General features: G+C 58.0%; 9 protein-coding genes. 4 read left to right on the top strand and 5 right to left on the bottom strand.

The genetic code is table 11. From position 1 onward, the window contains the following. Positions 1-66 precede the first annotated feature (66 nt). The 4 genes from CJ187_RS05645 to CJ187_RS05660 all read right to left on the bottom strand — a co-directional run bounded on the left by CJ187_RS05645 (position 67) and on the right by CJ187_RS05660 (position 4676). Complete coding sequence (locus CJ187_RS05645; protein WP_102216662.1) at positions 67-1560, bottom strand: MFS transporter; 1494 nt, start codon at positions 1558-1560, stop codon at positions 67-69. Between the two features lie 255 nt (positions 1561-1815). Continuing rightward, a complete protein-coding gene (locus CJ187_RS05650; RefSeq protein WP_233187365.1) occupies positions 1816-3258 on the bottom strand; it encodes an NCS2 family permease in 1443 nt (480 codons plus the stop codon). A gap of 118 nt (positions 3259-3376) precedes the next feature. Continuing rightward, positions 3377-4306: a DUF3027 domain-containing protein gene (locus tag CJ187_RS05655; RefSeq protein WP_102217046.1), complete on the bottom strand. Its 930-nt coding sequence runs from the start codon at positions 4304-4306 to the stop codon at positions 3377-3379. Further along, positions 4299-4676, bottom strand: coding sequence for a cold-shock protein (locus CJ187_RS05660; protein WP_102216664.1), 378 nt, complete (start codon positions 4674-4676; stop codon positions 4299-4301). Before CJ187_RS05660 ends, CJ187_RS05655 begins: the two co-directional genes overlap by 8 nt. Positions 4677-4807: 131 nt before the next feature. Between CJ187_RS05660 and CJ187_RS05665 the strand changes: the two genes are divergently transcribed. From CJ187_RS05665 to CJ187_RS05675, 3 genes are all read left to right on the top strand, one after another. Next, positions 4808-6244 (top strand): hypothetical protein, encoded by a 1437-nt coding sequence (locus tag CJ187_RS05665; RefSeq protein WP_146003097.1) that lies wholly within the window; start codon positions 4808-4810, stop codon positions 6242-6244. A gap of 154 nt (positions 6245-6398) precedes the next feature. Then, positions 6399-8510 carry a TPM domain-containing protein gene (locus tag CJ187_RS05670; RefSeq protein ID WP_102216666.1) on the top strand — a complete coding sequence of 704 codons (2112 nt, stop codon included), beginning with the start codon at positions 6399-6401 and terminating at the stop codon, positions 8508-8510. 155 nt (positions 8511-8665) lie between these two features. Continuing rightward, a complete protein-coding gene (locus tag CJ187_RS05675; protein WP_102216667.1) occupies positions 8666-9391 on the top strand; it encodes a PspA/IM30 family protein in 726 nt (241 codons plus the stop codon). A 31-nt stretch (positions 9392-9422) separates the two neighbouring features. Here CJ187_RS05675 and CJ187_RS05680 read toward each other — a convergent pair whose 3' ends face one another. After that, positions 9423-10343: a sugar-binding domain-containing protein gene (locus tag CJ187_RS05680; RefSeq protein WP_199171118.1), complete on the bottom strand. Its 921-nt coding sequence runs from the start codon at positions 10341-10343 to the stop codon at positions 9423-9425. A 209-nt stretch (positions 10344-10552) separates the two neighbouring features. On the opposite strand from CJ187_RS05680, the gene glpK reads away from it, so the two are divergent. Next, on the top strand, positions 10553-12088 hold the full coding sequence (glpK, locus tag CJ187_RS05685; protein WP_102216669.1) for a glycerol kinase GlpK: 1536 nt from the start codon (positions 10553-10555) through the stop codon (positions 12086-12088). Positions 12089-12507 lie beyond the last annotated feature (419 nt).

Raw genomic sequence — 12507 nt, forward strand, 5'->3', positions numbered from 1 at the left:
CCACGGGAGCGTCAAGGGTGTCGTTACGGTTATCCAGGGCGTCACTTATCCAGGGCGTCACTAGATTCATCCACGGGCGTCATTGGGGTCGTCCACGCGATCGGATTGCGCGTCTAGCGGTTCCTTAGTGTCTTCGCTTCGCCGTTGCCCATTTTCTTCGCTTTGTGGCTGCCCGTCTTCTTCCCTTCGTAGCTGCTCGTTATCCTGAGCTTGCTGCTGCGACTCCGCCTGCTGCTGCGCTTGCGCTTCCTTCTGTTTCCGCTCTTTTTCTTCCTCTAGGCGGCGGCGTCGGTCTTCAGCGCGTTCACGCGGACCGTACATGATGATGGGGTGGCGGCTGAACCGTGCTTTCACCCTCACGTCCCAAGAGTGTACCGCCCACAGGCCACAGATAACTGCAACGGTGATGGAAATCAGACCGCCAGCAATGAGCGCCCACCGGCCACCCGCCACGTCCGCGATCCACCCGATTATGGGTGCGCCAATCGGGTTGGCTCCAAGGTAGACCATCAAATACAGGCTCATCACGCGGCCACGCATCTGCGGATCCGTAGACACTTGAATCGCCGCGTTCGCAGCCGTGACCATGGTGAGCATCGCCAACCCGGTTGGTACCGCTAAGATCGCGAAAGTCGCGTACGTGGGGGCAATGCCCAGCAGAATGTTGAACATGCCGAACAGGACGGCGGCAATCACGACGAGCCGGACCCGAGGGTATTTACGCCGGGCCGCCAGTAACGCCCCGATGAGCGCACCCACTGCCATGAACGAACCCAAAATCCCGTATTCACCCGCGCCTTTACCGAACACGTCCGTGGCCATGACGGCCGAGGTCATCTGGAAGTTCATCCCAAACGCCGACACAATGCCGGCAACAATCATGATCACCACGATGTCCGTGCGTTTGCGGACGTAGCGAAATCCCTTGCGGATCTGGTGTTTCTCGTGGGGCACGTGTTCGATTTCGTGAAGTTCGCCCAGCCTCATGAGCAAAATTCCGATAACGGGCCCAAAGAACAGCAGGAAGTTGACTACGAATACCCAACCGGGGCCAACCCATTCGATCACAAGGCCCGAGATGGCGGGGCCAATTAGCCGCGCCACGTTGAACGCTGCCGAGTTAAGCCCAACAGCATTGGGTAGGAATTTGAGTGGCACAAGTTCGGAAACGAATGTTTGGCGGGCGGGTGAATCGATAGTCCCGATAATCCCCGATATGAACGCCAGCACGTACACGTGCCACAGTTGGGCAGTGTTAGTAAGAATCAGTATCCCAAGTATTAGGGACATTATGCCGTTGAGGGATTGGCACAGCTGCACTACGCGGCGCAGGTTCATGCGGTCGGCAATCAGGCCGGCCCACGGGCTAAACAGGAGGGTGGGGATGAACTGGAGGGCTGTCACGATGCCAAGTGCGGTACCGGACCCGTTTGTGAGTACGGTTAGCACAACCCAGTCTTGAGCTACGCGCTGCATCCACATTGCCGACGAGGCCACAATGTTCGCACCAAACCACAACCGGTAGTTAAAGAACTTTAATGATGCGAAAGTGGACGACACCCGGGCTCCTTCAATATTTAGCTTCAACTGTTACCGCTTGTGCGCATGTGTTCACTATGCGTACGCTCTTGGGGCGGTAGTGCATGTGTCACTGTTATTTGGCGGCTCTGTAGTTGCCAGGTTATCAACATTGCGTTTGATGTTTCTAGGGCAGTTGGATCGTCTTAGCTCAGAGCAAACTCGTGGCCCAGCGTTTGCTGGGCCACGAAATATTTTATTCTTCTTTTTTAAGGGTACTATACGCTTTTCTTAAGACTATGAGACGCCAAGCAGACTTTGGATGGGTCCGAGCATGAAGTAGATGGCGAACAGGATGCCGATCACCCACATGAGCGGGTGGATGCGGTTCTTTTTGTTGTCCAGGTTCGCAATGATGTAGGCGATGAAGCCAGCGCCGATCCCCACCGAGATGGAGTAGGCGAACGGCATGAACGCGATGGTCATGAACGCGGGGATTGCGATGCGCGGGTCCGACCATTTAATGGACGCAACCTGGGACATCATGAGGAACCCGACGAACACGAGGGCGGTGGAAGCTGCTTCCGTGGGCACCAGCTGTACGAGCGGGGCGAAGAATATGGACAGGAGGAACAACCCACCGGTCACGACGTTCGCGAACCCGGTGCGGGCGCCCTCCCCGACCCCGGCTGATGACTCCACGAAAGACGTGTTTGAGGATACGCCACCGAGCCCACCGGCGATTGCGGACAGGGAGTCGATCAGGAGGATTTGGCGGGTGCGCGGTGGCGTCCCGGTTTTGTCCAGTAGGCCCGCTTCGGAGCCGATCGCCACCATTGTGCCCATCGTGTCGAAGAAGTCCGCGAGCATCAGGGAGAACACGAGCAGTACCACGGCTAGGGGCCCGAGTTTGTGGAATGCGCCGAAGAAGTCCACTTGCCCGAGCGAGGAGAAGTCGGGTAGGGACACGATGTTGCCTTTGATTTCTGGTACGGACACGCCCCAGCCGGTGGGGTTGTCTTCTGATTTGGGGCCGAGTTTGGCCACCAGTTGGATTAGTACCGCCAGGGTTGTGGGCGTGACGATACCGATTAGGATCGCGCCTTTAACTTTGCGCACGTACAGGATGATGGTGAGGAACAGGCCGACTACGAATACGAGTGCGGGCCAGCCTGCGAGCGAGCCGTGGACGCCGAGTTCTACGGGCACGCCGGAACCAGGGCGGATAACGCCGGCGTTCAGCAGGCCAACGAACGCGATGAACAGGCCGATTCCTACCGAGATGGAGGTTTTCAACTGGTTCGGGACGGCAGAAAAAATGGCCTCGCGGAAACCCGTGAGGACCAGGATTGTGATTAACACACCTTCCCAGAAGATAAGCCCCATGGCTTCTTGGAAGGTGAGGTGTGAACCGACTACGAGCGTGAACGACACCATGGCGTTCAGCCCCATCCCCGCGGCAAGTGCGAGTGGGTAGTTGGCCACTACGCCCATGAGGATCGTGGTGAGACCGGCGATTAGGGAGGTGCCGGCCGCGATCGCGGTTATGGAGATGGAACCGTCGCTGGGCAGTGCCGTGGAGAGAACGATCGGGTTGATGACCAGGATGTAGGCCATCGCGAAGAAGGTTACGAATCCGCCGCGGATTTCGCGGCTGAAAGTGGATCCGCGTTCAGTTATTTGGAAGAAGGAATCTATCTTGCCCACTTTGGGGGGTGTCACTGTGTCTTTAGTTTCCACCTCTCCTAGTGTGCCAAACACGCGGGTTGTTCTCGAAATGGGTGGGCACATTATGGACAGTTTGCCGCTCGGGCAGACGGAAGCGTTAACCTGAGTTAAAGAGTGTACCTACTGCAGGTTAAGACAGTACTTCAATGTTGTTTTCGTCTAGGTGCGTGGGAGTTATGGGCCACTGTGACGGCTGGTTTTTGATTCCCGTTTCGGAATGTGCACCGCACGCGTGTTTGAGCGCTACGACCCGCCCGTCGTCGGCGGACCATTCATTTGAGCACACCCCGTATTTGTCCCCTAGCTTCCCTTCGATCGAGAGTAGGAACCCGCAGGAGTCACAGGTGGCGTCGAACTGGGGTTTGTTATTGTGTTCAAAGCGTTTGCGGTTTCGCCGTCCGCCCGAGCGGCCCGCCCGTTCTTTCGCGTCCCGGCGGGCACGGCGGCGACGCCTAGTTTCCCACCGTTCCACCGTTTCTTCTTCCCCTTGTTGCGACAGTTCACGCGGCCGTTTCAGCGGCGCGGCATCTTCGGTTTCACGCGCTTCTAAACGTTCGTCGTTTTTCTGGTAGGGCAGAATGTCGGATGGGGTAACGTCGGATGGTTCCAGACGGTCTTCCCACGGGACCCAGTCTGGCGCCAGGAGCGCACCTTTGCCGGGCAGTAGGTTCACTTCACACATGGTGACTTGGCGTTGCCGGGGGGCGCGCGCCACGGTCACTGCCCAGTGCCACCCCACGTAACCTTCTTTGAGGCATTCGTAGTAGTGCGTGTGAAGCCTCTCCCCTTCGGCGACGTCACCGATGTGCTGCCCAATGTCTTCCGGGTGCACGCTTTGGCACGCGAGTTCACGCGCTTGCGTTGACGCACTTTGGAGCACTTTATCTACCCGCGGCCCTCCGGCGCGTTTGGTTGCACGCGTGGTTTCGCGTTTAGTTTCGCTTTTGCTTCCGCGTTTAGGCTCGGCAGGTACCGCCGCTTTCTTAGTCTCTGGGGGCGGCGTGTTGTGCTCGTTTTCCACTACTTGGTTTGAGTTGTTCTGCTTATTGTTTTTAGGCATCAAAATCATCTGCTACAGCACGTAAAAGTTCAGCGATTTTACGTGAATTGTCTGGGTATTTTCCGCGCCGCAGTTGGTGGGAGGACCCGTCCAATAGCTTAATTAAGTCCTCTACCAGCCCAACCATTGCTTGTGGTCGCCGGCGCCTTAGTTTTCGAATAGAAGGTGCTTCAGGTAGTACCTCAGCAGTAATCGCTTGAGGTCCTTTACGCCCATCCACAATCGAGTACTCTATGCGACTACCAGCTTTGGGGCGCGGCGAACCACCGTTCAATGCGGATGCGTGTAAGAACACGGATTCTCCATTGTCACCTTCGATAAAGCCAAACCCTTTGTCTTCATCGAAAAACTTCACCTTACCGGTGGGCACAGTGCCTCCTTAGTTTCGCGCGGTCCCTCATACGGGATTACTGGATTACCCTCTATGATAGTGGTTGCAGGCAAAGGTTGCTTAAACTGTTGAAACAGCGCGGTGAATACCAGGATGCAAAAGGGGGCTGTGTGGGCACGGTGGCGATTGTAGGCGCGGCACTAGGGGTGGCGGTAGTGGCCGGCGTGGTGTACGCCGTGAAGACGCGCACATCCGCCGCTTCAGACGCCGACTCGACCCAGTCGCACGCGCACGAAGATACAGAGGCGGGGACAATTAGTTCTGGCGGTACTGCCGGTTCTGCAAGTAGTTCAACGGCGTCTATGGTCTCCACTATTTCTGACGACATTAGTGAGTCTGCCGAGAATGCGGATTCTATTGTTTCTGCGGAATCTGCCGATTCCGTTGAGGCTGCGCCCCGCGAGGCCGCGAATGAGGATGAACCCTTAGGTGCGGCGAACACTGATTTTGAAAGAGAACGCAAGAGCGAAACTGGGACTGGGGAATCCGCTGAAGCGGCGGTGATAGCGCCTGCGCGCGCGCAACCAACCGTGGAAGAGTTTGAATCTGCGCTGCGTGATGCTTGGCAAGAACTGTGGTTGTCACGCTGGGTGCTGGGCCGGCGGGCGTGCGCGGATTTAGAGAACGCGATTAAGCATGCTCGCGCGTTATTGGCCACTCTGTCTTTGGACACTGCACATTCCCCGCTCTTGTCGTCCACGGTCGAAGCGTTAGAGCATGCGGAAGAACCGTTGCGGAACCTGCGGTTAGCGCAGTGGCAACGTGGCCTCGCGCCCGCGCAGTGGCAGCGCACTAACCCCCACCGGGTGGCGATCACAACGGGGCGCTACGTGAGCCCGGACCCCAGTGACGGACTAGCCCGCCTCGCTTCCGAAACATACTACGGGTTAGAACAAGCACGGTTCGACATTGCGCGAATCACCCCCATCGCCGGGTCGCAAACGGCCGCGTTAATGCGTTCATTACTCACGCGAGCCCGCGAGCAACTGGAGAAAGCACAGCACGAGCAACTGGAACGAGTGCAGCAAGAGCAAGTGGAACAAACTCAGGTGGGGCAAGCACACGAAGAGCGGCCGCCACGCACCGCACCAGAACCAGCCGCGGCGCAAGAACCGGCGGGGAACACCACCGGCACGCCACAGTCCCTGGGCCCGCAAAACCTGCTTGAGGTCGAGAAGCACTTGGTGAATGCCGCGTGGGCGCGCCGCGCTATCCGGTTGAGCGCCAACTATGTGCGCACCCGCGCGGATGTGAACACGTGGGCGGATCCGAACCACGCAAACGTAGAACCAGAGCAGTGGTTCAACTACGCCCGCATCGGCATCCGTATGGTCAACGTCCTGTGCGACTGCGCGTATATTTACACTCCGTTTCACGCGAGCGCGAGCACACGCAAGAACCTGGGCCGCGCCCAGATCCTCTTCACCGACCAGGTAAAACACGTGCAGGCCGGAGCAGAACCTCAAGCGCATACGTGCGAAACCATTACCGAACTCGTGGCGAATACGCTGGAGGCAATCATGCCGGCCTTCGAACCGCAGGAATAGTGGCGTCCAGAGTTAGGACACGCCTCGCACATGGAGGCCGGATGCCTGCGCCGCACACAATCCATGCCTGACCGCGCGGAAACTACGCAGGCAACCCGCGTAGTTGGCCAGAAGGTGCTGACAAAACCGGCAGGCATGCGAAAGAATAGGACACATGAGATTAGTACACGTCACGCGCCGCCCCGGCCTGTGGATCTGGGTGGCTATAACTGCAGTGATCACACTCTTAACCGTAGGGCTAACGGCCGGGTTAAACGCGGGAACAGCCCAGGCGGAACCGCCGCAATCACTGGATGGAATCGTTACAGATCCCGCGGGGTTTTTAGACCAGAAGGCAACTGATAGTGCCCGTGAAAGCCTAAGTGCGGTGCGTGACAATGGGACAAACGCGTCCCTGGTGGTAATCAAAGATTTTGGTGGCGCGGACCCGTACGGTTGGTGCACGGATGCGGCGCAGCAGTCGAATCTTGGGGGCGCGGACGTAGTGTACGTAATCGCCTACGAGCAGCGGCAATACTCCGTATGTTTCGGATCCGCGCTCAACGCGAATGCAAAACGAATCAACCAGGCGGCAAAACAGGCGGCGACCAAACTGCGGTCCACCCCTCTTACCGGCTCTGACGTGGCGGATGCGACCGGGGTTTTCGCCGACAAAATCGAGGGAATCACGCCCGGTGAAGCCAGTGGATCGGGCAATAGTGGCGGGGATGATTCCGAAGATTCCATCTGGGGTGTGGCCGCCACAATCGCGATCGTCGCCCTGTTCGGCGGCGCGGTTGCCTGGTTCATATCGAGGCCCAACAAGAATCTGAAAGGCACGGCCACCACGGGTGCCCGCGGCGCGCTGGGCCGGCAGGTGGATCCGCAGAAAGCCGCGCAAGACGCCAGCCGCGCCCTCATGGAAGCAGACAACTCGATGCAGGCAGCGGCGGACGACTTGGCGTTTGCCCGCGCCCAGTTCGGACAGCTCGACACGCAAAAGTTCGCGCAGGCCGTTGACCAAGCGAACGCGCTTTTGGACCGCGGGTTCAAGCTGCAACGCGAACTTGACCAGGGTGGCACCGATCCATCGGCTGGTTCACAAGTCGACCGCTCCTCCGCAGGCACCCACGGTTCCGCGCAGCGATCAGCCCAGGAGCGGCTACAACTCGCTGAGCAGATCCAGTCGCTCGCCCAGCGAGCACAAACCGCGCTCGAAAAACACGTGGAGGAGTTCCAGCGGCTACGCGACGTCGAAACCAACGCGGAGGACACCCTCAAGCAACTCCGCACCTCCGTAACCGAAGCGGCGGCGAAAACCAAGCAGGCGGACGCGGAACTGGCAGGCCTGCAACGCACCTACCCGCAGCAAGCTCTGCTTTCCATTTCGGATAATCCTACCCAGGCACGCAATTTGCTTGAGGCAGCCAACCAGGCTCTGGATGATGCGCAGGAACAGTTGGAATCGGACCGGTCTGCAGCAGTGCAGCAGATCAATATTGCGCAGCGGGCCCTCACGCAGGCTTTGAAAGAAATCCATGAGGTAATGGGTGCGTCCCAGGATCTGGATAAAGCCCAAGAGCGGCTAACCCAGGCGATCGCGTCGATCAGTTCCGATATTGCGGACACGCACCGCTTGGCGCCAAACGACACGGCGTTTGAACCACTCGTAGCTGCGGCCCAAGAAGCGGTTAAGCTAGGGCAAGAAGCGCAGGCTGGAAATGCGGACCCACTGGCTGCGCTCGCGAACCTGCGGCGCGCTGAAGACACGCTCGATGCAGCGCTTGCCAGTTTGCGGGGCGAGGAACAGCAGCGCGAACGCGCGGCCCAGCGGTTAGAAGACCGGAAACTGCACGTGGATCAGCTGATTGACCGGGCAGACCGGTACACGCGGACCCACCGTGCGAACGCGTCGCTGTCGGCCCGCAGCGCCTTGAAACGCGCGCAAGAACTGCGCGGTCAAGCGCAAGCGATGGAACAAGAGGATCCGGAGCGGGCCCTCCACCTGCTAGGCCAAGCCCAAGAATCCGCGCAAGCGAGCATTAACGAAACTTTAGATGCACGCCAGCAAGATAACCTGTCGACTTCGAACTCGGGTGGAATCGACTTGGGTACCCTTATGCTCGGGGGGCTCCTGTTCGGAGGTGGACACAGCACCGGCTGGGGTGGTTCCAACAACTCGTGGGGTTCAGATTCGAGCTCCTGGGGCTCCGGGGGTTCATTCGGCGGATTCTCCGGAGGGTTCGGTGGTTTTTCCGGAGGTGGTGGCTCATCCGGCAGCTTCTAAACACTCTTCCGGCAGGTTCTAAACACTCGTTCGGAAGCTTCTAAACAGAGCGGATTTCAGGTGATCCACAGTTCATTTTCAGCAGTAACCAACACCTCAATCTATATACTTGAGGCAACAAAATAGTTAACAACCGGTTCTACGAAAGGTTCACAATGGCCCAAAAACAAACAATCCTGGGGCGGATAACCCAGTTGGCGAAAGCTAACATCAATGCCCTGCTCGACCGAGCCGAAGACCCGCAAAAAATGCTCGACCAGCTGGTGCGCGACTACACGGACTCGATCGCGCAGGCAGAAGAGTCAGTTGCCCAAACCGTTGGGAACTTGCGGTTAGCAGAAAAAGACTTAGAAGCTGACCATGCGAACGCGAAGGAGTGGGGTGCTAAAGCAGCGGCGGCGTCAAAGAAAGCAGATCAGGCCCGCGCAGATGGTGACACGGCGGGCGGCGAAAAGTGGGATAATCTCGCGAAAGTAGCGTTAGGTAAGCAGATTGATGCTGAACGCAGCGCCAAAGAAGCCGAGCCCCTCATTGAGTCGCAGCGCGAAGTGGTAGAGAAACTGAAAGCCGGGCTCAGTGCCTCACGCGACAAGTTAGAAACCCTAAAAACTAAACGCGACCAGCTGGTTGCCCGCCAGAAAACGGCGGCTGCGCAGGCGAAACTGCAAGAAACCGTGGGGTCAATCGACGTGCTCGACCCATCTTCGGAACTGTCACGGTTCGAAGAAAAGGTGCGGCGCGAAGAAGCGCTTGCGCAGGGCCGCGCGGAGGTGGCTGCGGATTCACTGGACGCGCAGTTCGATGAGTTGGAAGCCGCGGGCGATCAAGCTGAAATTGAAGCGCGCCTAGCTGCCCTCAAGAACAATGGGCAGAAACAGTAGGAGTGGGCAGAAACAGTAGTAACTGAAGTACCTACCTGGTGGCGACGCGTTCCAGAACTCGCCGTGCAGTGTGGTCGTCGACCACCAGGTCGGTCACTACCCCCGCTTTTAGCGCTCCAATTAGAGGAATCGCCTTCGCTTCCCCCGCTACGACACACAGGCGCCGGGGAATGCGCCGCAAAGTTTGCGGGGATGGGCCAGAGGCACGCCGGTTAATATCCATATCCGCATACGTGCCGTCCTCGCGGATCAGCACGGTACACACGTCCCCCACCACACCGGCACGGCGCGCAGCCTGCAGTTCCGCCTCATCTAAATAACCTGCGGAATACACGTGCGATGGCACTTCCCCACCGAAGGCCCCCACCCCAAACATGGCGACATCCGTTTTCTCAATCCGATCCAGCACCGCCATGACGGACCGTTCGCGCCACAGAGCCCGCTTCGTGTCCTCATAATCAAAAAACGCGGGTACCGGAAAGTGGATCATGTCCGCCCCAATTGCTTCTGCAGCGTGGGAAATCGTGGAATCAATGTAGCGCACGCCCGTCCCCATCGCCGAAGCCGCACCATTTAACTGCACTACCGTAGTGCCGGGAATGTCTTTATTCGGCAGGTGCCGCGTCACTTCCGCCGTCGTGTTCCCCCACGCGATCCCCAGCGTGCAGCCGGGTTTCAAAATATTCATGAGGCGTTCGGCCGCCACGCGCGCCACGTTATCTAAGCGGTTCACCCCCGTGTCGTGCGTACGGACCCGCACCACGGTAGAGCGGATGTTGAAGAGGTTGTTGAGTTCCCCCGCGAGCGTGCCGCGTTCTCCGGGGGATGCCGCTACTGTTATTTGCACGAGGCCGGATTCGCGGGCGTACGCTAACAGTCTGGAAACGGACGAACGCGACATCTGCAGGTGCTTGGCAATGTTTTCCATTGTCTGCCCCTGCAGGTAGTACATTGAGGCCGCCTCGTGGGCCTGTGTATCACGAATACTCACGCTTACAGTGTGCCACGAGTCCTACTGTTCGGCGTCATTCCGGGGTTTACGCCCAGTTTTGGTGTGATTGATACCGCAATTTGTGGTTTTTGCGATAGACTCGAACTAGTTTTGTGGCTTAGCTCCACGACTATTCGACTTGTCCGCTACACATGGAAGTGAGCACGTAGATGCATACTCAGGAGAAATACGTTCTGGCCATCGATCAGGGTACGACATCGTCAAGGGCTATTGTTTTCAACCATTCGGGTGAGATTGTTTCGGTTGGGCAGCTGGAGCATGAGCAGATTTTCCCGAAAGCCGGTTGGGTGGAGCACAACCCGGTAGAGATCTGGTCGAATGTGCGTGAGGCCGTTGCGCAGGCTCTGTCGAAAGCACAGATTAACCGCCACCAGCTGGCGGCAGTGGGGATCACGAACCAGCGTGAAACCGCGGTGGTGTGGGATAAGAACACGGGGGAACCGGTTTATAACGCGATCGTGTGGCAGGATGCTCGGACTTCCAAGATTATTCGCGAGCTTGCGGGTGATGAGGGTCCGGATAAGTACCGTGAACGCTGCGGTTTGAACTTGACCACGTATTTCTCAGGCCCCAAGATCAAGTGGATTCTTGACAACGTTGAGGGGGCTCGTGAACGCGCGGAAGCAGGCGACCTGTACTTCGGAAACACGGACTCGTGGGTACTCTGGAACATGACGGGTGGTGTGAACGGAGGTGTGCACATCACGGACGTGACGAACGCGTCGCGCACCATGCTGATGGACATTAACACCCTCAAGTGGCGCGAAGATATTTGTGAGGACATGGGGATCCCGATGTCGATGCTGCCGGAGATCCGGTCTTCGTCTGAAATCTACGGTTACGGCCGCAAGAACGGCTTGCTGATTGACACGCCGATTGCGGGCATTTTGGGTGACCAGCAGGCCGCCACGTTCGGGCAGGCTTGTTTCGAAAAGGGCATGGCGAAGAACACGTATGGCACCGGCTGCTTCATGCTGATTAATACCGGTGAGGAACCCGTGCAGTCCGAAAATGGTTTACTCACCACCGTGTGCTACAAGCTGGGTGATCAGCCTGCGAAGTACGCGCTTGAGGGGTCGATCGCGGTAACCGGTTCGTTGGTGCAGTGGCTGCGCGACAACCTCAAGATGATTAGTTCTGCCCCAGAAATTGAGGGGTTGGCGAACTCTGTGAAGGACAATGGGGGCGTGTACTTTGTGCCCGCATTCTCCGGTTTGTTCGCGCCCTACTGGAAGGATGATGCGCGCGGCGCGATCGTGGGGCTCACCCGGTTCAACAATGCGGGCCACTTGGCGCGCGCAGTGCTGGAAGCTACCGCATTCCAAACGCGTGAGGTACTGGATGCGATGAATGCGGATTCCGGTGTGGATCTAACGGAGCTGCGTGTGGACGGGGGCATGATCGCGAACGAAACCCTCATGCAGTTCCAGGCCGACATTCTAGGTACCGACGTGGTGGCTCCAGAAGTTGCGGAAACCACGGCCCTGGGTGCGGCGTACGCAGCTGGGATTGCCGTCGGGTTCTGGGATGGGGAACAGGACGTGATCGACAACTGGAATGAGGGTAAACGCTGGACCCCGGATATGGATGAGGAGCCGCGTGAGCGCACCTACCGGCTGTGGAAGAAAGCCGTTACCCGCACGTTCGACTGGGTTGATGACGACGTGCGTGACTCAGAAAAATAAAAAACACCGACAATCAGTTAGCCAGGCGTAGCTGCTGATAAAACGGAAGTTACGCGCAAACAAGTGATGGCGCGGGCCAAAGCGGTCCGCGCCACAGCTGTGTATAGGCGTATGCATAGCGTCGAGCGGGCGCGTGCCCGCGTTTACATAAGCGACGCGTTGCCTAAATAAAGCATTTGGGTAGATTTTTCACTCAAAGTGTGAGAAACCAAAATGCCCTCCCCTGCCCCACCCCATCGCGGGCCTAACGCCCATGATCTGCACAAACACGGGATTGACCCCTCAGGAAACTGCACGTACGTGCACTCCAAGTGAAACGCTGCGGGAATCTGTTACCCCTGGCTCCTAAAGAAAAACCCAACTAATAGGGTGGAAATGTAAGTGAACATTCGTGCAGACGATGTTGTCATTCAGTATCG

The organism is Gleimia hominis, from assembly GCF_002871945.2.
Classification (GTDB): domain Bacteria; phylum Actinomycetota; class Actinomycetes; order Actinomycetales; family Actinomycetaceae; genus Gleimia; species Gleimia hominis_A.